This is a genomic window from Streptomyces sp. NPDC028928 (assembly GCF_055564915.1).
The window spans coordinates 272,996-296,306 of the sequence record NZ_JBVHVI010000002.1 but is presented as its reverse complement, the minus strand read 5'-3'; the positions used below and the strand labels follow the sequence as shown (position 1 = coordinate 296,306).

The window sequence follows — 23,311 nt, the reverse complement described above, 5'->3', positions numbered from 1 at the left end:
CACGGCTTCAGGGCCTGCTGCATCACCGCTTCAGGGCCTGCTGCATCACCGCTTCGAGGCCCGCCGAATCACCGCTTCAGGGCCTGCCGGGACAGGCAGGCCCTTCTGCTCAGTGCGCTCAGCGCTCCTCGACCGGCACGAAGTCGCGCAGCTCCACGCCCGTGTAGATCTGGCGCGGGCGGCCGATGCGGGAGCCCGGCTCCTTGATCATCTCGGTCCACTGGGCGATCCAGCCCGGCAGCCGGCCGAGGGCGAACAGGACCGTGAACATCTCGGTCGGGAAGCCCATGGCGCGGTAGATCAGACCGGTGTAGAAGTCCACGTTCGGGTACAGCTTGCGCTCGACGAAGTAGTCGTCGGACAGCGCGTGCTCCTCCAGCTTGAGGGCGATGTCGAGGAGCTCGTCCTCCTTGCCCAGCGCGGAGAGCACGTCATGCGCGGCGGCCTTGATGATCTTGGCGCGCGGGTCGAAGTTCTTGTAGACCCGGTGGCCGAAGCCCATCAGGCGGACGCCGTCCTCCTTGTTCTTCACCTTGCGGATGAAGGTGTCGACGTCGGAGCCCGAGTCGCGGATGCCCTCCAGCATCTCCAGCACGGACTGGTTGGCACCGCCGTGCAGCGGGCCCCACAGCGCGCTGATGCCGGCCGAGATCGACGCGAACATGTTGGCCTGCGAGGAGCCGACCAGGCGGACCGTCGAGGTCGAACAGTTCTGCTCGTGGTCGGCGTGCAGGATCAGCAGCTTGTCCAGCGCCGCGACGACGACCGGGTCCAGCTCGAACTCCTGGGCGGGGACCGAGAAGGTCATCCGCAGGAAGTTCTCGACGTAGCCGAGGTCGTTGCGCGGGTAGACGAACGGGTGGCCGATCGACTTCTTGTACGCGTACGCCGCGATCGTCGGAAGCTTCGCGAGCAGCCGGATCGTGGAGAGGTCGCGCTGCGTCTCGTCGAACGGGTTGTGGCTGTCCTGGTAGAAGGTGGACAGCGCCGAGACGACCGAGGACAGCATGGCCATCGGGTGGGCGTCACGCGGGAAGCCCCGGTAGAAGTTCTTGACGTCCTCGTGCAGCAGCGTGTGCCGCGTGATGTCGTTCTTGAACGCCGTCAGCTGGTCGACGGTGGGCAGCTCGCCGTTGATCAGCAGGTACGCCACCTCAAGGAAGGTGGAGCGCTCGGCCAGCTGCTCGATGGGGTAGCCGCGGTAGCGGAGGATGCCCGCCTCGCCGTCGAGGTAGGTGATCGCGGATTTATAGGCGGCCGTGTTGCCGTAGCCGCTGTCCAGGGTCACCAGACCGGTCTGGGCGCGGAGCTTCCCGATGTCGAAGCCCTTGTCACCGACGGTGCTGTCGACCACCGGGTAGGTGTACTCGCCGTCGCCGTACCGCAGTACTACAGAGTTGTCGCTCACGTCTTCCCTCACCGACGTAGTGCCTCATCTTCGAGGTGCCCTGACTGTCTCTACCATCCCCCATTTGGCTCAGCAGAGTGCACTCGGGGTCGACCATTGGGCCTATTGGCGGCACTCAGTGCCGTCAACCTGCTCATCCTGCCCCCTCGGAGGGGCATCTGGAAGTGCTCTGTGACCTTCATGACTCATTTGATCGATCATTTTTTGTACAGACCCGCGGTTGACGGTGCCGAGCCCGCGCCCCACCGGCACCGAGCCCCGGGGTTCACGCCCGCAGCCGGAAGTCCAGGGCCGTGAACCGCCGTCCGGCTGACACCGTGCGCACCGCCTGCCCGATCGCCTTGCGCGAACCGACGAGGACGACCAGCTGCCGGGCCCGGGTGACCGCCGTGTAGAGCAGGTTCCGCTGGAGCATCATCCACGCCCCCGTGGTGACCGGAATCACCACGGCGGGATACTCACTGCCCTGCGAGCGGTGGATGGTCACCGCGTACGCGTGCGCCAGTTCGTCCAGTTCGTCGAATTCGTACGGAACCTCCTCATCCTCGTCCGTCAGCACGGTCAGGCGCTGGTCGACCGGATCGAGCGAGGTGACGACGCCCACGGTGCCGTTGAAGACACCGTTCTTCCCTTTCTCGTAATTGTTGCGAATCTGGGTGACCTTGTCGCCGACGCGGAAGACCCGGCCGCCGAACCGCTTCTCCGGCAGATCGGGCCGCCCGGGCGTGATGGCCTGCTGGAGCAGCCCGTTGAGCGCACCCGCACCGGCCGGCCCCCGGTGCATCGGCGCGAGCACCTGTACGTCCCGGCGCGGATCCAGCCCGAACTTGGCCGGAATCCGCCGCGCCGCCACGTCCACGGTCAGCCGGCCCGCGGCCTCCGTGTCGTCCTCCACGAAGAGGAAGAAGTCCTTCAGCCCGTCGGTGAGCGGATGCTGCCCCGCGTTGATCCGGTGCGCGTTGGTGACGACCCCGGACTGCTGGGCCTGCCGGAAGACCCGGGTCAGCCGGACGGCCGGGACCGGACTCCCGTCGGCGAGCAGATCCCGGAGCACCTCCCCCGCCCCCACGCTGGGCAACTGGTCCACGTCCCCGACGAAGAGCAGGTGCGCCCCCGGCGGTACGGCCTTCACGAGCTTGTTGGCGAGCAGCAGATCCAGCATGGAGGCCTCGTCCACGACCACCAGGTCGGCGTCGAGCGGCCGGTCCCGGTCGTAGGCCGCGTCCCCGCCCGGCTTCAGCTCCAGCAGCCGGTGCACGGTGGAGGCCTCGGCCCCGGTCAGCTCGGCCAGCCGCTTGGCGGCCCGGCCGGTCGGGGCGGCCAGCAGCACCTTGGCGCGCCGGGCCCGGGCCAGCTCCACGATGGAACGGACGGTGAACGACTTTCCACACCCCGGGCCGCCGGTGAGGACGGCGACCTTCTCCGTCAGCGCCAGCTTGACCGCGGCCTCCTGCTCGGGCGCGAGATCGGCTCCGGTGCGGGCTTTCAGCCACCCGAGCGCCTTCCCCCAGTCCACCTCCCGGAACCCCGGCATCCGGTCCTCGTCCGTCCGCAGCAGCCGCATCAACTGGGCGGACAGGGACAGCTCCGCACGGTGGAAGGGGACCAGGTATACGGCGCTCACGGGTTCGTCACCGCCACCGTCCGGCCCCGGCACCTTCTCCCGTACGACCCCGGGATCGGCGCCTTCTTCCGGGGGCTGAGACAGGTCGGCGAGACACTCGATGACCAGCCCGGTGTCGACCTGGAGCAGCTTGACGGCATCGGCGATCAGCCGCTCCTCCGGCAGGAAGCAGTGCCCCTGATCGGCGGACTGCGACAGCGCGTACTGCAACCCGGCCTTCACCCGCTCAGGACTGTCGTGAGGGATACCGACGGACTGGGCGATCCTGTCGGCGGTCAGGAAGCCGATGCCCCAGACGTCGGCGGCGAGCCGGTACGGCTGCTCCTTGACGACGGAGATGGAGGCGTCGCCGTACTTCTTGTAGATCCGCACGGCGATGGAGGTGGACACCTCGACGGTCTGCAGGAAGAGCATGACCTCCTTGATCGCCTTCTGCTCCTCCCAGGCCTCGGCGATCTTCTTGGTGCGCTTGGGACCGAGACCGGGGACCTCGATCAGGCGCTTGGGCTCCTCCTCGATGACCTTGAGGGTGTCCACCCCGAAGTGCTGGGTGATCCGGTCGGCGAAGACCGGCCCGATCCCCTTGACCAGCCCGGACCCCAGATAGCGCCGGATGCCCTGGACGGTGGCCGGCAGCACGGTCGTGTAGTTCTCGACGTGGAACTGCCTGCCGTACTGCGGATGCGACCCCCAGCGGCCCTCCATGCGCAGGGACTCCCCGACCTGCGCACCGAGCAGCGCGCCGACCACGGTGAGGAGGTCGGCGGCGCCTCTGCCGGTGTCGACCCGGGCCACCGTGTACCCGTTCTCCTCATTGGCGTACGTGATCCGCTCCAGCACACCTTCGACCACGGCAAGCCGCCGCTCCCCGGTCTGGGTCCCCGCCTGTTGAGCCATGACCCGACGGTACCGGTGGGGTGTGACAACGGGTGACCGGGTCAGGGGCGGGGGTGCGCCTTGAGGGCTTCGAGGAAGGCGGTGAAGGTGGGGGTGGGGAAGGTGAGGGTGGCTCGGGTGGGGGCTTTGGAGTCGCGGATGGCTGTGCGGGTGGGGGACGCCGCGATCTCTACGCAGGCGTTGCCGTCGCCCTCGCCCGAGTAGGACGACTTCCGCCAGTTGTCGAGGGTGGTCATGGATGCCTCACAGCTCTTTGGCCAGCTTGTGGATGAAGTCGCGAGACCGGTCGGGTTCGAGTGAAACAGCCTCTACCTTACGGAAGCGCGTTCGATAGGCGTTGAGCTGCGCTTCGGAATCGATGAACACCGAGCCGTGAGGCGCGTCGCGCACCACTGTGTCCAGCTTCGACGGAGAGCCGCCCACGTACGTCATGGTGCTCGATGCCCTGGTGAAGCCATCCAAGTCGAACGGGACGACGCGCACGGTGATGTTGTCTGCTTCGGACAACTCGAGCAGCCTGGCAAGTTGAGACCGGGACGCATTGCGGTCACTCACCCTGATACGCAGCGCCGCCTCGTGAATCACCAACCGGTAAGGAACCTTGAGCTGTTGGCGTCGCATGCGGTGACGCACGCGCAACTCCAGCTCCTCGCTGGTCAGCTCCGGCACCCTGGAGGAGAACAGCGCGCGAGCATACTCCTCCGTCTGCAGCAGGCCTGATACGTGCAGGATCGCCACCTCGTGCAGATACGTAGCGTGGTGTTCCAGTTCGGCAAGGTCCAGAAACGACGTCGGCAGCAGACCCCGATACTCCTCCCACCAGCCGCGCGTCCGGTCGGTGGCGATAGCCACCAGCGCGTCGATGAACTCGTCGTCGGTACAGGCGTAGTGGGACGCCAGGCGGCGGACTCGCTGCTCGCTCACGCCCGCGAGTGCGGACTCGATGTGGGTGATCTGGGCCGGGGCCACACCGAGCAGCTCGGCCGCCTGGCGGGAGTTGAGACCCGCAGCCTCACGCAGCCTGCGCAGTTCAGTTGCCAGCCGCACCTGGCGAGCCGTCGGTTCACGCCTCTTCACCATCGGCTGGACCTCCTCACGCGCCCGTAGGCGCCACTCGTTCGGCGTCAGATTACGCGACCGGCTTGCCGCGTCCCTAGATTTAGATCTACCGTCAGTGACGCATTGCACACGCTGCGGAAGCGCACCGTGCCGTCCTGCCGTGACGGCTGCGGCGATGCCACCGCGCGCCAAATCCCCATTCACTACGTGGAGTTGATGACGCATGCCCGGAAACGAGTCCGTCGAGTCCTGGGACTACACGCTCTACATCCCCAACGACCTGAGAGCGGTGACGGTGTGCCGTCAGACGCTGCGGGTGATCCTGACGATGCACGGCCTGGCCGGGCTGGCGGACACGGCGGAGCTGCTGGCGACGGAGCTGGTGTCGAACGCGGTGCGGCACACCAAGGGGCCGGCGGCGTTGCGGGTGCGCAGGTCGGCGCAGGGGCTGGTGTGGATCGGGGCGTGGGACACGGACCCGGAGCCGCCCGAGCCGCCGGTGCCGTTGGAGCAGGTGCTGGAGCGGGAGGAGGGGCGGGGGCTGGGGCTGGTGACGGCCTGCGCGGAGTACTGGGGGTGGCAGCCGTCGGCTCGGTTCGGGGACCGGGGGAAGTACGTGTGGTGCGAGCTGGGGGTGGCGTGATGGTGGGCTCGTCGCATGAGGCGCTGAACGTGGACCTGACGGAGATCGAGCCGGTCGAGCGTCGGGTGGACACGTTGCTGCGGGCGGAGACGGACGAGGGCACGTACCTGCTGGTGGTGGAGTCGCAGGGGAAGGCGGACGACCGCGAGCGGGGCAGGCCGTACTACCTGTCGTACCTGTATGAGAAGTACCGCTGCGAGCCGGTCCTCATCGTGATCACGCAGAGCGGTGCTACGGCGAGGTGGGCCTCGCGTCCGATCCGCTGGGTTTCCCTGGGTGGGACTCGCTGACGGTACGTCCGCTGGTGCTGGGCCCGGACAACGTGCCGGTGATCGCGGACGAGCGGCAGGCCGAGCGGGATGTCCCCCCCTTGCGGTGCTGTCGGCGATGACACACGGGCGTGGGCCGCAGGCTCCGGCAATACTGGAATCCCTGGCATCCGCCCTGCGGACCATCGACCCCGACAGCGCCGCCGTCTTCGTGCAGTTCGTCGACTCATGCCTGGCTGATCCCCAGGCGAAGCAGATGTGGAGGGACCTGATGACGGCGATCCAGTACTTCTGGCGACACCCGCTGGCGGAACAGGTACGCGAGGAAGGCCGAGAACAGGGGCGAGCCGAGGCCAAGGCCGAGATGATCCTGCGCATCCTGGAATGGCGCGGTATCCGGGTACCGGAGGAGGTCCGCGAGCGCGTCGAAGGCTGCACGGACCTGGACAGGCTGGAGGTCTGGGCCCAGCGAGCCGTCCATGCAGCGGACGCCACGGAGCTGTTCACCGACGAGTGAACAAGTGACCGTTGGGCCGCTCGCTTCTCGGCCAGTGTCGTGCTTCCACGGTCCGCGTCAAGGGCGCTGCGCGTCGCCTTCGGCGATGGGCCTCCGGCCCACCCTTGACCCGGCCCGCTCCAGCCCGGGGAAGAAGCGAGCGAGCGGCCCGGAAAGGCAGTGGCCCAGGCCGGTACTGGGCCCCGGCGTCGGCTGCGTCCGCGCCGTGGGTGAGGGGCGCGGTCTCGCCTCGCATGGACTCCGGGCCGGCTAAGCGGCGAACGGCTGGTGGGTGGGTGGGTGGGGCGCGGTCGCGCCTCGCCTGCACGCCGGGCTGGCTAAGCGGCGAACGGCCGGTGGGTGGGACGCGGTCGCGCCTCGCCTGCACGCCGGGTGACATCGGCGGCTTCCGGCCCGGTGGGTGGGAGGGCGCGGTCGCGTCTTGCAGGGCGCCGGGTGGGTTTGGCGGCGAGCGGCCGGTGGGAGTGGGGGCGCGATCGCGCCTCGCCTGCACGCCGGGCTGGCTAAGCGGCGAACGGCCGGTGGGTGGGACGCGGTCTCGCCTCGCCTGCACGCCGGGTGACATCGGCGGCTTCCGCCCGAGGGGGGTGCCTCACCAGCACGCCGGGCCGGATGGGCGGCTCTGCCGGGGACTCAGGGGGCTCGGGGCTCATGGGACTCCCTGCCGGGAGGTGATTGGCAGGTTTGTTCCAAGGGGCGTAGTGAAGGGGCTGGTTCGGGGGTGGGGTGGTCGGTGGAGGTGGAACAGATCTGCCAATCACCGCCGTTGTGTGACTTGAGGGGCTGATGGGGCACTGCGGCCAGTCCTCACCGCCGTGTGCGGGCGGAGTGCCCGCCGTGGCTACCGGCCACCAGCCGTCCGCCGTCGCACCCACCACGCGTGCACCCCGGCCCCCACCGGTCGCCACGCCGGGTGGGATCGGCGGCTGCGGATGGTGGGCGGGTGCGCGGGGTGCCCCACCAGCACGCCGGGTCGGATGGGCGGCTCGGGGCCGGATTGGCGGCTCCTCCTGGGAATCATGGGGCTCTTGGGACTCCCTGGCTCCCATCCCGGGAGTGATTGGCGGACTTGGGCCAGGGGGCGGAGCAAAGGAAGTGGAGACGGGGGTGGGGTGATCGGTGGGGGTGGCCCAAATCCGCCAATCACTGCCTTTGTGTGACTTGAGGGGCTGATGGGACATGCAGCAGCCGCCACCCCTCGCGTGCGGGCGCACTGCGGCCCACCGCTCACCAGCCGTCCGCCACCGCACCCACCGCGCATGCACCCCCGCCCCCACCAGCCGCTCGCCGCCAAACCCACCCGGCGCGCACCCAAGGCCGACCGCGCCCCACCCACCCACCCACCCACCGGAAGTCGCCAACACCACCCGGCGTCCATGCCCCACGCGACCGCGCGCCCTTCCCCACGCCACGAACGCAGCCGACCCAAGGGGACAGCGGACCTCAGTCGGCCACTTTTCCCGGGCTGCCCGCTCGCTTCTTCCCCGGGCTGGAGCGAGGTGTGTCATGGGTGGGCCGGAGGTCCATCGCCGAAGGCGACGCGGGAGTGGAGCGCAGCGGAACGGGAGCGCCCTTGACTCACCTCGCGGAAGCCCGACGCTGAGAGAAGAAGCGGGCGGCCCCACAGCCACGTATCGGCTCCCTCGCCTCAGCGCGCTCACGGCGCCTTCTCCTACGGCGAGAAGCAGGCTCACCACCGCGGCAACGCCATGGCCGACGGGCACATCAACCCCTTACGGCGACTTCGTCTGCGGTAAGAGGTAGGCGACCCTGGGCCGGCCGGCGGCAAGGAGCCGCGGTCCGCCCCGGGTGCCCCCGGTCGCTCTCCCTCCCCCGGTCACGATTGGGTTTCGGCCACCTCCACCCCCTTGCTCCCGCCCCGTGTAATCGATTCCAATCCTCCCTACGAACCGGGATGTAATCGATTCCATGAGTTCCACGAGGAGGTGGGGCCGGCGATGGCGAGCATCAAGGATGTTGCCGCCGCGGCGGGGGTGTCCGTGGCCACCGTGTCGCGGGTGCTGAACGGGCATCCTTCCGTCAGTGCCGAGGCGCGGGCGCGGGTCATGGACGCCGTGGCGGCCCTGGGGTACCGGCCGAACGCCGTCGCCCGGTCTCTGCGGACCGATCAGACCCATACGCTCGGGCTGGTCATCAGCGACGTGCTGAATCCTTACTTCACCGAGCTGGCCCGCTCCGTCGAGGAGGAGGCCCGCGCGCTCGGGTACAGCGTGATCATCGGGAACGCCGACGAGCGGCCCGAGCTGCAGGACCACCACGTGCGGAATCTGCTCGACCGGCGGATCGACGGGCTTCTTGTGTCGCCCACCGACGGGGGGTCCCCGCTGATGCTCGACGCCGTCCGGGGCGGGACTCCCATGGTGTTCGTCGACCGGTGGATCCCCGGTGTGGAGGTGCCCGTCGTGCGGGCCGACGGGCGCGCCGCCGTGCGGGATCTCGTCGCGCACCTGTACCGGCTCGGGCATCGGCGGCTCGCCATCATCGCCGGGCCCGCCGCCACCACCACCGGTAGCGAGCGGGTCGAGGCCTTCCGGGCCGCGCTGGCCGAGTACGGGCTTCCGCTGCCGGAGGTCTACATCGGGCAGGGTGACTTCCAGGCCGAGAGCGGGCGGCGGGTCACCGAGGGGTTTCTCGATCTGCCGGAGCCGCCCGAGGTGGTCTTCGCGGCCGACAACCTGATGGCGCTGGGCGCGCTGGACGCCGTACGCGCGCGTGGGCTGCGGGTGCCGGACGACATCGCGCTGGCCGCGTTCGACGACATCCCCTGGTTCGTGCACACCGATCCGCCGGTCACCGCGATCGCCCAGCCGACCGGTGAGCTGGGCCGGGCCGCCGTACGGGCCCTGGTCGACCGGATCGAGGGGCGTACCCCGCGCTCCGTCACCCTGCCCGCCCGGCTCGTCGTACGCCGCTCCTGCGGTGAGGCCCTCGCGCCCGCCCAAGCCCCCACACCCCCCACGCAGTCCCCCTCCCCAGTGCAAAGGAGCACGTCGTGAGCAACCCGGACGAGTTGCTGCGTATCGAGGGCATCCGCAAGACCTTCCCCGGCGTGGTCGCGCTCGACGGCGTCGACTTCGATCTGCGCCGGGGTGAGGTCCATGTGCTGCTCGGTGAGAACGGCGCCGGCAAGAGCACGCTGATCAAGATGCTCTCCGGGGCCTACACCCCCGACGCCGGCCGGATCCTCGTAGGCGGTGAGGAGGTGCGCATCCACGGGGCGCAGGACTCCGAGCGCCTCGGGATCGCCACCATCTACCAAGAGTTCAATCTGGTGCCCGATCTGACCGTCGCCGAGAACATCTTCCTCGGGCGGCAGCCGCGCCGGTTCGGGCTGATCGACCGGAAGCGGATGGAGGCCGAGGCCGAGACGCTGCTGAAGCGGGTCGGGGTCGATGTCTCGCCCCGCGCGCGCGTGCGGGAACTCGGCATCGCCCGGCTGCAGATGGTCGAGATCGCCAAGGCGCTCAGCCTGGACGCGCGCGTGCTCATCATGGACGAGCCGACCGCCGTGCTCACCTCGGAGGAGGTGGAGAAGCTCTTCGCCATCGTGCGGGCGCTGCGCCAGGACGGTGTGGGGATCGTTTTCATCACTCATCATCTGGAAGAGATCGCCGCCCTCGGGGACCGGGTCACCGTCATCCGGGACGGGCGGAGTGTGGGGCAGGTGCCCGCCTCCACCGACGAGGACGAACTGGTCCGGCTGATGGTGGGGCGGTCCATCGAGCAGCAGTATCCGCGGGAAAGGCGGGAGCAGGGCGCGGCCCTGCTGTCCGTCGAGGGACTCGGGCGGGACGGCGTCTTCCACGACGTGAGCTTCGAGGTGCACGCGGGTGAAGTCGTCGGCATCGCGGGCCTTGTCGGGGCCGGGCGGACGGAGGTCGTGCGGGCCGTGTTCGGCGCCGATCCGTACGACCACGGGGTCGTGCGGGTCTCGGGGGAGGCGGTCCGGCGGCATGACGTGAACGCCGCGATGGCGGCCGGGATCGGACTCGTACCGGAGGACCGCAAGGCCCAGGGGCTGGTGCTGGACGCCTCCGTCGCGGAGAACCTGGGGCTGGTGACCCTGCGCGCGGCCACCCGGGCCGGGCTCGTCGACCGCAAGGGGCAGTACGCGGCCGCCGAGCGGATCGCCGGGCAGCTGGGGGTGCGCATGGCGGGCCTCGGGCAGCAGGTGCGGACCCTGTCGGGCGGCAACCAGCAGAAGGTCGTCATCGGCAAGTGGCTGCTGGCCGACACGAAGGTGCTGATCCTGGACGAGCCGACACGCGGTATCGACGTCGGCGCCAAGGTCGAGATCTACCAGCTGATCAACGAGCTGACGGCCGCCGGTGCCGCCGTCCTGATGATCTCCAGCGATCTGCCCGAGGTGCTCGGCATGAGCGACCGGGTGCTGGTGATGGCCCAGGGCCGGATCGCCGGTGAACTCTCCGCCGACGAGGCCACGCAGGACGCGGTGATGTCCCTCGCCGTGAGCACCCCGAGCACCCCTACTACCGAACTGGAGGCCTCCCGTGGCCACTGACACGCTCAAGAGCCGGGCGGGCGCGGGTGGCGCTGCCCCGGGCGGCCTGCGCCGGCTGCTTCTCGACAACGGCGCGCTCACCGCGCTGATCGTCCTCGTCATCGCCCTGTCGGCGCTGTCCGGGGACTTCCTGACGACCGACAATCTGCTCAACATCGGTGTGCAGGCCGCCGTTACGGCGATCCTCGCCTTCGGTGTCACCTTCGTGATCGTCTCCGCGGGCATCGATCTGTCGGTCGGCTCGGTGGCCGCGCTGTCGGCGACCATGCTGGCCTGGAGTGCCACACAGCACGGCGTGCCGGTGGTGCTCGCGGTGCTGCTGGCGGTCGCCACGGGCGTCGTCGCCGGTCTGGTGAACGGTTTCCTCATCGCCTACGGCAAGCTGCCGCCGTTCATCGCGACGCTGGCCATGCTGTCGGTGGGCCGCGGTCTCGCCCTGGTGATCTCGCAGGGCTCCCCCATCGCCTTCCCGGACTCGGTCTCCCACCTCGGGGACACGCTCGGCGGCTGGCTGCCGGTGCCGGTGCTGGTCATGGTGGTGATGGGGCTGGTCGCCGCGCTGGTGCTGGGGCGGACGTACATCGGCCGGTCCATGTACGCGATCGGCGGCAACGAGGAGGCCGCGCGGCTGTCGGGTCTGCGCGTGCCGAAGCAGAAGCTCGTCATCTACGCCCTGTCCGGCCTGTTCGCCGCCGTCGCGGGCATCGTGCTCGCCGCCCGGCTGTCCTCGGCGCAGCCGCAGGCCGCCGACGGCTACGAGCTGGACGCGATCGCGGCCGTCGTCATCGGTGGTGCCTCGCTGGCGGGCGGCACCGGCAAGGCGTCCGGCACGCTGATCGGCGCGCTGATCCTGGCGGTGCTGCGCAACGGCCTCAACCTGCTGAACGTGTCCGCGTTCTGGCAGCAGGTCGTGATCGGTGTCGTGATCGCGCTGGCGGTGCTGCTGGACACCGTGCGCCGCAAGGCCGGGGCGACCCCGGTGGCCGCCGGTGCGGGCGGGCCGAAGGGCAGGCAGGCGGTGACGTACGCGCTCGCCGCCGTGGTCACCGTGGCCGTCGTCGGCGCGACCTCCTTCCTGCACGGCGGCTCCTCGTCGTCCACGAACCCGAAGCTGGGCCTGTCCCTGTCCACGCTCAACAACCCCTTCTTCGTGCAGATCCGGGCGGGCGCCCAGGCCGAGGCGGAGAAGCTGGGCGTGGACCTGACCGTGACCGACGCGCAGAACGACGCCTCCCAGCAGGCCAACCAGCTGCAGAACTTCACCAGTTCCGGCCTGGGCGCGATCATCGTCAACCCGGTGGACTCGGACGCGGCGGGCAACTCCGTGAAGGCCGCCGACAAGGCGGGGATCCCGGTGATCGCCGTCGATCGGGGCGTCAACAAGGCGTCCGTGGACACCCTGGTGGCCTCGGACAACGTCGCGGGCGGCGAGCTGGCCGCGAGGACCATCGCCGAGAAGCTGGGCGGCAAGGGCAGGATCGTCATCCTCCAGGGACAGGCGGGCACGTCGGCGGCCCGGGAGCGGGCGGCCGGGTTCGCCAAGGGCCTCAAGGCCTACCCGGGCATCCGGGTGCTGGCCCAGCAGCCCGCCGACTTCGACCGCACCAAGGGCCTCGACGTGATGTCGAACCTGCTCCAGGCCCACCCCGACGTGCAGGGCGTCATCGCCGCCAACGACGAGATGGCCCTGGGCGCGATCAAGGCGCTCGGCTCCAAGGCCGGGAAGTCCGTGCAGGTCGTCGGCTTCGACGGCACCCCGGACGGGCTGACGGCGGTGAAGGACGGCACGCTGTACGCGTCCGTCGCCCAGCAGCCCTCGCAGCTGGGGAAGATCGCCGTGGACAACGCCCTCGAGGCGGTCCGGGGCGAGAAGGTGGAGCCGACGGTGAAGGTGCCGGTGAAGGTGGTCACGAAGGACAACGTGGCCGGCTTCACCGGCTGACAACAGGCGACTTGGGCGGACGGCCGTACACCGTGAGGGTGGCCGTCCGCCTGACGTCATCTCTCAGGGGAGTCAACTGATGTACGACTACGACCTCCTGGTCGTGGGATCGGCCAACGCCGACCTGGTGATCGGTGTCGAGCGCCGACCGGCCGCCGGCGAGACGGTGCTCGGCGGCGACCTGGCCGTGCACCCGGGCGGCAAGGGCGCCAACCAGGCGGTCGCCGCCGCCCGGCTGGGTGCCGGTACGGCCCTGCTGGCGCGGGTCGGCGACGACGGCCACGGCCGGCTGCTGCTGGACTCCCTGCGCGCGGCCGGGGTCGACACGGTGGGCGTGCTGGTGGGCGGGGCCCCGACGGGCGTGGCGCTGATCACCGTGGACCCGTCCGGTGACAACAGCATCGTGGTGTCGCCGGGCGCCAACTCCCGTCTGCTGCCGGCGGACGTGCGGGCGGCGGCGAGCCTGTTCCACGCCTCCCGGGTGGTGTCGGCGCAGCTGGAGATCCCGCTGGAGACGGTGGTGGAGGTCGTACGGAACCTGGCGCCGGGCAGCCGGTTCGTGCTGAATCCGTCTCCGCCGCGGGAGTTGCCCGCACAGGTGCTGGCGGCCTGTGACCCGCTGATCGTGAACGAGCACGAGGCGCGGGTGATCCTCGGTGACGCGTGCGTGAGCGAGGAGCCGGAGGACTGGGCCCGGCTGCTGCTGGCCAAGGGGCCGCGGTCGGTGGTGGTGACGCTGGGCGCGGAGGGCGCGCTGGTGGCCGACGGCTCGGGCGTGACCCGGGTGCCGTCGGTGAAGGTGGACGCGGTGGACACCACAGGTGCCGGGGACGCGTTCACGGCGGCCCTGGCCTGGAAGCTGGGCTCGGGCGCGGACCCGGCGGACGCGGCGGCCTACGCGGCCCGGGTCGGCGCGGCGGCCGTGACGAAGCGGGGCGCGCAGGAGTCGTACCCGACGGCGGCGGAGGTCGAGGCGCTGTGCCGTGCCGTCCCGGGGGACACCCGCCGGACCCCCGGCCAGGGGTCGGACAGCGCATCCGGAACCGGCGAGCGAGGGGACGCGCTGTGAAGAAGGCGGGGATCCTCAACCGCCACCTGTCCGGCGCGCTGGCCGAACTGGGTCACGGGCACGGGGTGCTGGTGTGCGACGCGGGCATGCCGGTACCCGACGGGCCCCGGGTCGTGGACCTGGCCTTCCGCGCGGGTGTGCCGTCCTTCGCCGAGGTGCTGGACGGCCTGCTGGCCGAGCTGGTGGTGGAGGGCGCCACGGCGGCGGAGGAGGTACGGGCGGCCAATCCGGCGGCGGCCGAGCTGCTGGCGGGCCGTTTCCCGGAGCTGGTCCTCGTCCCGCACGAGCGGCTGAAGGAGCTGTCGGCGGGGGCCCGGCTGGTCGTGCGCACCGGGGAGGCCCGGCCGTACGCGAACGTGCTGCTGCGGTGCGGGGTGTTCTTCTAGCCGCCCCGGCACCAAGGACACTTCGAGGGGGCGTTCCCGGCCCGACGGCCTGGGTACGCCCCCTCTGCTTCCTCCCCTGCCGGAACCCCGATCCCCCCGGGTCCCCCGTGGTTCCGACGACAGTTACGACACCGGGGGCGGGCGATCGGTTGCACCCGCTCCGGTTTTTTCGCGCTACCGGATCACGTGCTCCACGAACCGCTCCGCCGTCTCCGCCAGCACCTCCCGCCCGTCCCGGGCCCACAGCCCCTCGTTGAACAGCTCGACCTCGATGGGTCCGGTGTAGCCGGCGGCCTCCACGTAGCCCTTCCACTCCCGCATGTCGATCGAGCCGTCGCCGATCTGCCCGCGGCCGTTGAGGACGCCCTCGGGCAGGGGGGTGGTCCAGTCGGCCAGCTGGAAGGAGTGGATGCGGCCGGCCGCTCCGGCGCGGGCGATCTGGGCGGGGGCCTGGTCGTCCCACCAGATGTGGTACGTGTCCACGGTCACCCCGACCTGCTCGGCGGGGAAGCGTTCGGCGAGGTCCAGGGCCTGGGCCAGGGTGGAGACCACGCAGCGGTCGGCGGCGTACATGGGGTGGAGGGGTTCGATGGCGAGGCGGACACCGCGTGCGGCCGCGTACGGGGCGAGGACGGTAAGGGCGTCCGCGATGCGCTCGCGGGCTCCGTGCAGGTCCTTGCTGCCGAAGGGCAGTCCGCCGGAGACGAGGACCAGGGTGTCCGTGCCGAGCGCGGCCGCTTCCTCGATGGCCGCGTGGTTGTCGCCGAGCGCCTCGGCCCGTTCGACGGGGTCGGCCGCGGTGAGGAAGCCGCCCCGGCAGAGCGTGGTGACGGTGAGGCCCGCGTCGCGGACCAGTTTCGCCGTCGCCTCCAGGCCGTACGCCTGGACGGGCTCCCGCCACAGGCCGACGTGGGTGATGCCCGACTGCACGCAGGCGTCGACCAGTTCGGGCATCGACAGCTGCTTGACCGTCATCTGGTTGACGGAGAAACGCTCGAGGCCGGTCACTGGTTCACCCCGTACAGGGACAGCAGGTTCTTCATCCGTTCCTCGGCGAGCTTGGGGTCCGGGAACAGGCCGAGGCCGTCGGCGAGTTCGTAGGCGCGGGTGAGGTGCGGCAGGGAGCGGGCCGACTGGAGGCCGCCGACCATCGTGAAGTGGTCCTGGTGGCCGGCCAGCCAGGCGAGGAACACCACGCCGGTCTTGTAGAAGCGGGTGGGGGCCTGGAAGAGGTGGCGGGACAGCTTGACGGTGGGGTCGAGGAGGTGCCGGAAGCCCCGCACGTCGCCCGTGTCCAGGACCCGTACGGCCTGCGCCGCGAGCGGGCCCAGCGGGTCGAAGACACCGAGCAGGGCGTGGCTGAAGCCCTGGTCGTCGCCCGCGATCAGCTCGGGGTAGTGGAAGTCGTCCCCGGTGTAGCAGCGCACGCCCTGCGGCAGCCGCCGTCTGAGGTCGATCTCGCGCTGTGCGTCGAGCAGGGAGATCTTGACGCCGTCGACCTTGTCGGGGTGGGCGGCGATGACCTCCAGGAAGGTGCCGGTGGCCGCGTCCAGGTCGGCTGAGCCCCAGTAGCCCTCCAGGGCGGGGTCGAACATCGGGCCCAGCCAGTGCAGGACCACCGGTTCGGCGGCCTGGCGCAGGAGGTGGCCGTAGACCTCCAGGTAGTCCTCCGGGCCGCGCGCCGCCGCGGCCAGGGCGCGGGAGGCCATCAGGACGGCCTGGGCGCCGGCCTCCTCCACGACGGCGAGCTGTTCCTCGTACGCGGCACGGATCTGGGGGAGGGTGCCCCCGGTGAGCTGGTCGGTGCCGACGCCGCAGGCGATCCGGCCGCCCACGCTGCGCGCCTCGGCGGCGCTGCGCCGGATCAGCTCGGCCGCGCCCGCCCAGTCCAGGCCCATGCCGCGCTGGGCGGTGTCCATGGCCTCGGCGACACCGAGGCCGTGGGACCACAGGTGGCGGCGGAAGGCGAGGGTGGCGTCCCAGTCGACGGCGGCGGGCGCGTCGGGCGAGACGTCGGCGTACGGGTCGGCGACGACGTGGGCCGCGGAGAAGACCGTACGGCAGGTGAAGGGGGCACCCGGGGTGAGCGCGAGCGGCTCGGTGCGGGGCTCGTAGGTGCGCAGGGTGCCGTCGGCGGCGGGGAGTCGGATGGTCACAGGGAGATCTCCGGTACGTCGACGCGGCGGCCCTCGGCGGAGGACTTCAGGCCCAGTTCGGCGAGCTGGACGCCGCGGGCGCCGGCCAGCAGGTCCCAGTGGTAGGGGGCGTCGGCGTAGACGTGCCGGAGGAACAGCTCCCACTGGGCCTTGAAGCCGTTGTCGAACTCGGCGTTGTCGGGCACCTCCTGCCACTGGTCGCGGAAGACCTCGGTGGCGGGGATGTCCGGGTTCCACACGGGCTTGGGGGTGGCGCTGCGGTGCTGGACGCGGCAGCTGCGCAGGCCGGCGACGGCGGACCCCTCGGTGCCGTCGACCTGGAACTCCACCAGCTCGTCGCGGTGGACGCGCACGGCCCAGGAGGAGTTGATCTGGGCGACGGCACCGCCCTCCAGCTCGAAGATGCCGTAGGCGGCGTCGTCGGCGGTGGCGTCGTAGGGCTTGCCGTTCTCGTCCCAGCGCTGCGGGATGTGGGTGGTCGCGAGGGCCTGGACGGACTTGACGCGGCCGAACAGCTCGTGGAGGACGTACTCCCAGTGCGGGAACATGTCGACGACGATGCCGCCGCCGTCCTCCGCGCGGTAGTTCCAGGAGGGGCGCTGGGCGGGCTGCCAGTCGCCCTCGAAGACCCAGTAGCCGAACTCGCCGCGCACGGAGAGGATGCGGCCGAAGAAGCCGCCGTCGATGAGCCGCTTCAGCTTCAGCAGGCCCGGCAGGAAGATCTTGTCCTGGACGACGCCGTGCTTGACGCCCTTGTCGTGGGCGAGACGGGCGAGGGCGAGGGCGCCGTCGAGGCCGGTGGCGGTGGGCTTCTCGGTGTAGATGTGCTTGCCGGCCGCGATCGCCTTCCCGATGGCCTCCTCGCGGGCGGAGGTGACCTGGGAGTCGAAGTAGAGGTCGACGGTCGGGTCGGCGAGGACGGCGTCCACGTCGGTGGAGACCTCGTCCAGGCCGTGCCGCTCGGCGATCTCCCGCAGGGCGTGCTCGCGGCGGCCGAGCAGGATCGGTTCGGGCCAGAGCACGGTGCCGTCGCCGAGGTCGAGGCCGCCCTGTTCGCGCAGGGCGAGGATCGACCGGACGAGGTGCTGGCGGTAGCCCATGCGCCCGGTCACGCCGTTCATGGCGATACGCACCGTCTTGCGTGTCACGTGAGTCCCCTTCGTGGGCTGGTGCGGCAAGCTGTAGCAAGCGCTTTCTACATGAGAGAAGCTAGCCTCTGGACGTGGTCTGTACAAGACCGTGTCCGCTTCGAGTTGTTCGAGGGGGCGAACAACCGGGGTTCATGGCCTTAAGGTCGGCTCGGAACCAGGACGCGTGCCTGGCTGTCTACGAGGGCGTACGACATGACGCGTGACCGGAGGACGAGATGACGGTGACCCTGGCGGACGTGGCGGCCCGCGCCCAGGTCTCCCCCGCGACGGTGTCGCGTGTGCTGAACGGCAACTACCCGGTCGCCGCATCCACGCGCGAGCGGGTGCTGCGCGCGGTGGACGAGCTGGACTACGTCCTCAACGGCCCCGCCAGCGCGCTCGCCGCCGCCACCTCCGACCTGGTCGGCATCCTCGTCAACGACATCGCCGACCCCTTCTTCGGGATCATGGCGAGCGCGATCCAGTCCGAGATCGGCGGGCCGGGCGGGCGCGCGGGCGGCGAGCGGCTGGCCGTCGTCTGCAACACGGGCGGCTCGCCGGAGCGCGAACTGACGTACCTCACCCTGCTCCAGCGGCAGCGGGCCGCGGCCGTGGTGCTGACCGGCGGGGCGGTGGAGGACGAGCCGCACGCGGCGGCGGTCGCGGCGAAGCTGCGCAAGCTCGCGGAGGCCGGCACCCGGGTGGTGCTGTGCGGGCGCCCGCCGGCGCCGGACACCCAGGCCATCGCGCTCACCTTCGACAACCGGGGCGGCGCCCGCGCGCTGACCGACCACCTGATCGGCCTCGGCCACCGCCGGCTCGGCTACATCGCCGGCCCCGAGGAACGGACGACCACCCGGCACCGCCTGGAGGGCCACCGCGCCGCGCTCTCGGCGGCGGGCATCGAGGAGGACCCGCGCTGGACGGTCCACGGCCGCTACGACCGCCGGTCCGGCTACGAGGCCACGCTGGAGCTGCTGCGCCGCGATCCGTCCCTGACGGCGATCGTGGCCGCGAACGACTCCGTCGCCCTCGGCGCCTGCGCCGCCCTGCGCGAGTCCGGCCTGCGGATCCCCGAGGACGTCTCGGTGGCCGGCTTCGACGACCTCCCGTTCAGCGTCGACGCGGTGCCCTCCCTGACGACGGTCCGCCTGCCCCTGGCCGAGGCGGGCGCCCGCGCGGGCCGCATCGCCATGGGCCGCGAGGAACCGCCGCCCGGGGGGATCGCCTCGGTACGGGGGGAGTTGATGGTGCGGGGGTCCACCGGAGTACCGCGGGGGTGACCGCGGGGGCGGTGGCCTTTGCCGGGCGGTGCGGCGTCGGGGTGGGCGGTGCGGCGTCGGAGGTGGGCCGCGGTGCCGCTTCCCGGACAGCGCGCGGATGATGTCCGCGGCGGGTCGATGCCGTGGCTGTGCGGAACGGGCTCGGTCGGGACCGATGAGTTTTCGGGGCGGGGTCGGTCTTCACCCGCGTCAGCAGTCGTCAGCAGTTGAAAGCAGTTGCCCAGCAGCCGTGGGCAGCGAGCACGTGCCGAGGAGCAACCCATGCGTGTCGTCGTCACCGAGTTCATCAGTCTCGACGGGGTCGTGCAGGCCCCGGGTGGGCCCGAGGAGGACACCGACGGGGGGTTCGCGCACGGTGGGTGGTCGCATCCGTTCTTCGACCCGGAGGTCGTCGGCGGGGCCTTCGCCGCGGGGCTGGAGAAGGCCGAGGCGCTGCTGTACGGGCGGCGGACGTATCAGACGATGGCCGCCGCGTGGCCGGACCGGGCCGGGGACCCCTTCGCCGACCGGCTCAACGCGATGCGGAAGTACGTCGTGTCCGACACCCTCGGGGACTCCGAGCTGAGCTGGGAGAACACCGTACGGATCCCGGGGGCGCAGGCGCTGGGGAAGGTGCGGGAGCTGCGGGCAGCCGAGGGCGGGGACCTGGCGATGATGGGCAGCCCCACGCTGGTGCGGGCCCTGATCGAGGCGGAGCTGGTGGACGAGTTGCGGCTCGTCGTCATGCCGGTGCTGCTCGGCGGCGGGAAGTCGGTCTTCCCGGCGGACGGGGGCAAGCGGAGCTGGGAGCTGGTGTCGTCGGCCACCGCGAAGACCGGCGCGCAGGTGAACGTCTACCGGCCCGCGGGGCGGTCGTAGGCGTGGACGCGGGAGCGCGGGCGGCCTAGGCTCGGAGGCAGGATCTCTGACGGGGTCAAGTGTCCGGGGGCGACCATGACCGTCGAGGACGTTCGCGCTTTCAACCGGTTCTACACAGGAGTGATCGGTGCGCTCGACTACGAGCGCCACCTCTACGCCCCCTACACCCTCACCGAGGCCCGCGTGCTGTACGAACTCGCGCACGCGCCGTACCTGGACGCGGCCGACCTGCGCGGCGGGCTCGGTCTGGACGCCGGGTATCTGAGCCGGATCCTGAACCGGTTCGAGGAGGGCGGGCTGATCGCGCGCGGCCCCTCGGAGAACGATCCGCGGCGCCGCCGTATCACGCTGACCGCGCACGGGCGCGCGACCGCCGCGCTGCTGGAGGAACGGGCCCAGGACACGGTCGGCGCGCTGCTCGACGGCGTGGCCGCCGAGGACCGGCCCCGGCTGGCCGAGGCCATGCGCACCATCCGGGACATCCTCGGCACAAAGAAGCCGCCCGGGGAGAGGCCGGCCGAGGACGTCGTACTGCGGGAGCCCCGGGCCGGGGAGCTGGGCTGGATCGTGCAGCGCAACGGCGCGCTGTACGCGGCCGAGTTCGGGTGGAACGCCGAGTACGAGGGGCTCGTCGCCCGGATCGTCGCCGACTACGCGGAGGATCACGATCCGCACCTGGAGCGGGTGTGGATCGCCGAGCTGGCGGGGCGGCCCGTGGGGTGTGTGATGTGCGTACGGGACGACGCGCCCGGCACCGCGCGGCTGCGGCTGCTGCTCGTCGAGCCGGAGGCCCGCGGGCACGGCATCGGTGACCGGCTGGTGCGCGCGGTGATCGACTTCGCCCGTGGCGCCGGCTACCGCGAGCTGGTGCTGTGGACCAACGACGTCCTCACCGGCGCCCGCCGCCTCTACCGACGCCACGGCTTCACCCTGACCGCCGAACACCCCCACCGCTCCTTCGGCCACGACCTCCTCGGCCAGGACTGGCGCCTCACGCTGCGCGGGCCCGGCGAGTGACGCCTGCGGTCCTGGGACATGAGCGAGTAGGGTCCGTGGCCATGAAGTTCGCCTTCTCCACTCTCGGTGTTCCCGGTCTGCCCCTCCCGGAGGTCCTGGCGCTCGCGGAGGCGCACGGGTATCACGGGGTCGAGTTGCGTGCCCATCCCGAGGAACCGGTGCACGCGGGGCTGACGCCCGCCGAACGGGCCGGGGCCGCGGCCCTGTTCCGGGGTGCCGGGCTCGAGGTGCTCGGTCTCGCCGGGTACGCGCGTGTCGCCGCCCCGGGTGAGGACGCGCCCGTGCTGGCGGAGATCCGGGACCTCCTCCGGCTGGCCCACGACCTCGGCGCGCCCTTCGTGCGGGTCTTCCCCGGCGCCGACCCGGACCGGCCCCGGGAGGAGTCGGACGCGATCGCCGCCCGGCGGCTCGGCACCGCGGCGGAGGACGCCGCCGCGCTGGGTGTGCGGATCCTGCTGGAGACCCACGACTCGCACCGCACCGGTGCCGACGCGATCCGCATCCTCGGACCGGTCGGGCACCGGCAGGTGGGCGCGCTGTGGGACGTGATGCACACGTGGCTGGGCGGTGAGCAGCCGTCGGACACCTACGCGGCCCTCGCCCCGCACCTGGGCTATGTCCAGGTCAAGGACATCGCCTCCGCCGAGGACACCACCCCGCTGCCACTCGGCACGGGGGTGCTGCCGCTCACCGAGTGCGTGGACGTGCTGTCCCGGCAGGGCTGGGACGGCTGGCTGTGCTGGGAGTACGAGAAGCGCTGGTACGAGGCCGCGCAACCGTTGCCCGGGCTGCTGGGCGCCGGCCGTGAGCATCTGGGGCGGCTGCTGGGCGAGGCGGCGTAACGAGAAGCGGCGTCACCGGAAGTGGCGTCACCGGAGGAGAAAAATCGGTGGCCCGGGTTCGGGGCCGCCGCTAGCCTCCCCCGGTGATCCAGCCTCCGGCGCCCCGCGCGCGCCTCCAGTCATGAGCCTCGCCCGCTCGCTCGTCGACATACGCCCCCTGCGCACCTCGCCCGTCTTCCGGCGGCTGCTGATCGGCCGGACCGTGTCCGTGCTCGGCGGGTTCATGACCATGGTGACGGTCATGTACCAGGTGTGGGACATGACCCACAGCACCGCCTGGACCGGTGCGGTCGGGCTGGCGCAGGCGCTGCCGCTGGTGGTGTTCGGGCTGTTCGCCGGAGCCTGGGTGGACCGGGCCGACCGGCGCCGGGTCTTCCTCGCGGCGACCGTCGGCCAGGCGGTCTGCTCGCTGTTGCTCGCCGTGCAGGGCTTCACCGGGCATGTCCCGGTGCTGGTGGTCCTGCTGCTCGTGGCCGTGCAGTCGGCCTTCGGCGCGCTCGGGGCCCCGGCCGCCGGGGTGTTCGTACCCCGGCTGCTGCCCAAGGAGCAGGTGGCCGCGGGGCTGGCGCTCCAGCAGGTCAGCGGGCAGTCGATGATGCTGCTCGGTCCGGCGCTGGCCGGGGTGCTGCTGGGCTGGTTCGGCATCGGGGTCTGCTATCTGCTGGACGCCCTCAGCTTCGGCCTCGCCTTCTACGGCGCCCGTGGGCTGCCCGCGCTGCCGCCGCGGGGCGAGCCGTCCCGGGCCGGGGTGCACGGGGTGCTGGACGGGCTGCGGTTCCTGGCCGGGCACCGGGTGGTGCGGGGCGCGCTGGTCACCGACCTCGCCGCCACCGTGCTGTCGTTCCCGGTGAGCCTGTTCCCGCTGGTCAACGCCGAGCGCTTCGGCGGCGATCCGCGCACCCTCGGCCTGTTCCTGTCGGCGCTGGCGGTGGGCGGTGTCGCCGCGACCGCGCTGTCCGGCCCGCTGACCCGGCTCGCCCGGCCGGGCCCGGTGATGCTGTGCGCGTCCGCGACCTGGGGAGCGGCACTGGTCCTGTTCGGCATGGCCGACAGCCCCTGGCTCGGTCTCGCCCTGCTCGCGGTCGCCGGCGCCGCGGACGCCACCGCGGTGGTCGCCCGCTCCACGATCGTGCAGACCCGGACCCCGGACGCGCTGCTCGGCCGGGTCACGGCGGCCGAGCAGATCGTCGGTCAGGCGGGTCCCAGCCTCGGCAATGTGCGCGGCGGTCTGCTGGCCGGCTGGACCTCGGGCACGACCGCCCTGATCAGCGGCGGCCTGCTGTGTGTCCTCGCGGTGGCGGCGGTCGCGACGTCGACACCGGAGCTGCGGGCCCGGCCCACCGGGGCACCGGACGGACCCTGAGCGGTGCCGTGCCGTCGACACACCAGCCCAGGACGGCCGGCCCGGCGCCGTACCCGAACGGCCCGGCGAAGGGCGGGCCCGCGCCCTCGGGGCAGGACGGGTCGCCGTCGTCCGCGACCAGCCGGGCCGGGCCGGGCTACCGGGGTGCCGGACGGACCCTGAGCGGTGCCGTGCCGTCGACACACCAGCCCAGGACGGCCGGCCCGGCACCGTACCCGAACGGCCCGGCGAAGGGCGGGCCCGCGCCCTCGGGGCAGGACGGGTCGCCGTCGTCCGCGACCAGCCGGGCCGGGCCGGGCTACCGG

General features: G+C 71.6%; 18 protein-coding genes and 2 pseudogenes. 13 read left to right on the top strand and 7 right to left on the bottom strand.

The features are described from left to right. Window positions 1–118: 118 nt before the first annotated feature. From ACZ4U1_RS07205 to ACZ4U1_RS07190, 4 genes are all read right to left on the bottom strand, one after another. Window positions 119–1,408 (bottom strand): citrate synthase, encoded by a 1,290-nt coding sequence (locus ACZ4U1_RS07205; RefSeq protein WP_467900652.1) that lies wholly within the window; start codon window positions 1,406–1,408, stop codon window positions 119–121. A 265-nt stretch (window positions 1,409–1,673) separates the two neighbouring features. Continuing rightward, window positions 1,674–3,929: an SF1B family DNA helicase RecD2 gene (gene recD2, locus ACZ4U1_RS07200; protein ID WP_467900650.1), complete on the bottom strand. Its 2,256-nt coding sequence runs from the start codon at window positions 3,927–3,929 to the stop codon at window positions 1,674–1,676. Between the two features lie 41 nt (window positions 3,930–3,970). Further along, window positions 3,971–4,165: a DUF397 domain-containing protein gene (locus ACZ4U1_RS07195; protein WP_467900648.1), complete on the bottom strand. Its 195-nt coding sequence runs from the start codon at window positions 4,163–4,165 to the stop codon at window positions 3,971–3,973. Between the two features lie 7 nt (window positions 4,166–4,172). Beyond that, on the bottom strand, window positions 4,173–5,009 hold the full coding sequence (locus ACZ4U1_RS07190) for a helix-turn-helix domain-containing protein (protein ID WP_467900645.1): 837 nt from the start codon (window positions 5,007–5,009) through the stop codon (window positions 4,173–4,175). Between the two features lie 202 nt (window positions 5,010–5,211). Here ACZ4U1_RS07190 and ACZ4U1_RS07185 point away from each other — a divergent pair, with 202 nt between their 5' ends. From ACZ4U1_RS07185 to rbsD, 7 genes and pseudogenes are all read left to right on the top strand, one after another. Then, on the top strand, window positions 5,212–5,631 hold the full coding sequence (locus ACZ4U1_RS07185; protein WP_467900642.1) for an ATP-binding protein: 420 nt from the start codon (window positions 5,212–5,214) through the stop codon (window positions 5,629–5,631). A gap of 20 nt (window positions 5,632–5,651) precedes the next feature. Next, window positions 5,652–6,417: pseudogene (locus ACZ4U1_RS07180) on the top strand (RpnC/YadD family protein); the annotation flags it as partial. 1,958 nt (window positions 6,418–8,375) lie between these two features. Then, on the top strand, window positions 8,376–9,434 hold the full coding sequence (locus ACZ4U1_RS07175) for a LacI family DNA-binding transcriptional regulator (protein WP_467900640.1): 1,059 nt from the start codon (window positions 8,376–8,378) through the stop codon (window positions 9,432–9,434). Then, on the top strand, window positions 9,431–10,960 hold the full coding sequence (locus tag ACZ4U1_RS07170) for a sugar ABC transporter ATP-binding protein (RefSeq protein ID WP_467900638.1): 1,530 nt from the start codon (window positions 9,431–9,433) through the stop codon (window positions 10,958–10,960). The genes ACZ4U1_RS07175 and ACZ4U1_RS07170 overlap by 4 nt, the downstream gene beginning before the upstream one ends. Next, window positions 10,950–12,902: an ABC transporter permease/substrate-binding protein gene (locus tag ACZ4U1_RS07165; protein ID WP_467900635.1), complete on the top strand. Its 1,953-nt coding sequence runs from the start codon at window positions 10,950–10,952 to the stop codon at window positions 12,900–12,902. The genes ACZ4U1_RS07170 and ACZ4U1_RS07165 overlap by 11 nt, the downstream gene beginning before the upstream one ends. Before the next feature lie 79 nt (window positions 12,903–12,981). Beyond that, window positions 12,982–13,971, top strand: coding sequence for a ribokinase (locus ACZ4U1_RS07160; protein ID WP_467900632.1), 990 nt, complete (start codon window positions 12,982–12,984; stop codon window positions 13,969–13,971). Beyond that, complete coding sequence (gene rbsD / locus ACZ4U1_RS07155; protein WP_467900628.1) at window positions 13,968–14,357, top strand: D-ribose pyranase; 390 nt, start codon at window positions 13,968–13,970, stop codon at window positions 14,355–14,357. Before ACZ4U1_RS07160 ends, rbsD begins: the two co-directional genes overlap by 4 nt. 174 nt (window positions 14,358–14,531) lie before the next feature. Here the strand turns inward: rbsD and ACZ4U1_RS07150 are convergent, their stop codons facing one another. From ACZ4U1_RS07150 to ACZ4U1_RS07140, 3 genes are read right to left on the bottom strand one after another with little or no spacing between them, the layout of a single operon-like run. After that, complete coding sequence (locus ACZ4U1_RS07150) at window positions 14,532–15,332, bottom strand: sugar phosphate isomerase/epimerase family protein (RefSeq protein ID WP_467901452.1); 801 nt, start codon at window positions 15,330–15,332, stop codon at window positions 14,532–14,534. Window positions 15,333–15,361: 29 nt separating this feature from the next. Then, window positions 15,362–16,513 (bottom strand): dihydrodipicolinate synthase family protein, encoded by a 1,152-nt coding sequence (locus ACZ4U1_RS07145; protein WP_467900626.1) that lies wholly within the window; start codon window positions 16,511–16,513, stop codon window positions 15,362–15,364. Further along, window positions 16,510–17,661: a Gfo/Idh/MocA family protein gene (locus tag ACZ4U1_RS07140; protein ID WP_467900624.1), complete on the bottom strand. Its 1,152-nt coding sequence runs from the start codon at window positions 17,659–17,661 to the stop codon at window positions 16,510–16,512. Before ACZ4U1_RS07140 ends, ACZ4U1_RS07145 begins: the two co-directional genes overlap by 4 nt. A 218-nt stretch (window positions 17,662–17,879) precedes the next feature. On the opposite strand from ACZ4U1_RS07140, the gene ACZ4U1_RS07135 reads away from it, so the two are divergent. The 6 genes and pseudogenes from ACZ4U1_RS07135 to ACZ4U1_RS07110 form a co-directional block, all read left to right on the top strand. Next, on the top strand, window positions 17,880–18,926 hold the full coding sequence (locus ACZ4U1_RS07135) for a LacI family DNA-binding transcriptional regulator (protein WP_467900622.1): 1,047 nt from the start codon (window positions 17,880–17,882) through the stop codon (window positions 18,924–18,926). 261 nt (window positions 18,927–19,187) lie between these two features. Further along, complete coding sequence (locus ACZ4U1_RS07130) at window positions 19,188–19,784, top strand: dihydrofolate reductase family protein (RefSeq protein WP_467900620.1); 597 nt, start codon at window positions 19,188–19,190, stop codon at window positions 19,782–19,784. A gap of 75 nt (window positions 19,785–19,859) precedes the next feature. Further along, window positions 19,860–20,801 (top strand): bifunctional helix-turn-helix transcriptional regulator/GNAT family N-acetyltransferase, encoded by a 942-nt coding sequence (locus ACZ4U1_RS07125; RefSeq protein ID WP_467900618.1) that lies wholly within the window; start codon window positions 19,860–19,862, stop codon window positions 20,799–20,801. Between the two features lie 41 nt (window positions 20,802–20,842). Next, entirely contained in the window at window positions 20,843–21,643 is an 801-nt protein-coding gene (locus tag ACZ4U1_RS07120) for a sugar phosphate isomerase/epimerase family protein (RefSeq protein ID WP_467900616.1), read from the top strand. A 121-nt stretch (window positions 21,644–21,764) separates the two neighbouring features. After that, window positions 21,765–23,006 (top strand): MFS transporter, encoded by a 1,242-nt coding sequence (locus tag ACZ4U1_RS07115; protein ID WP_467900614.1) that lies wholly within the window; start codon window positions 21,765–21,767, stop codon window positions 23,004–23,006. 8 nt (window positions 23,007–23,014) lie between these two features. Further along, a pseudogene (locus tag ACZ4U1_RS07110) lies at window positions 23,015–23,311 on the top strand (hypothetical protein); the annotation flags it as partial.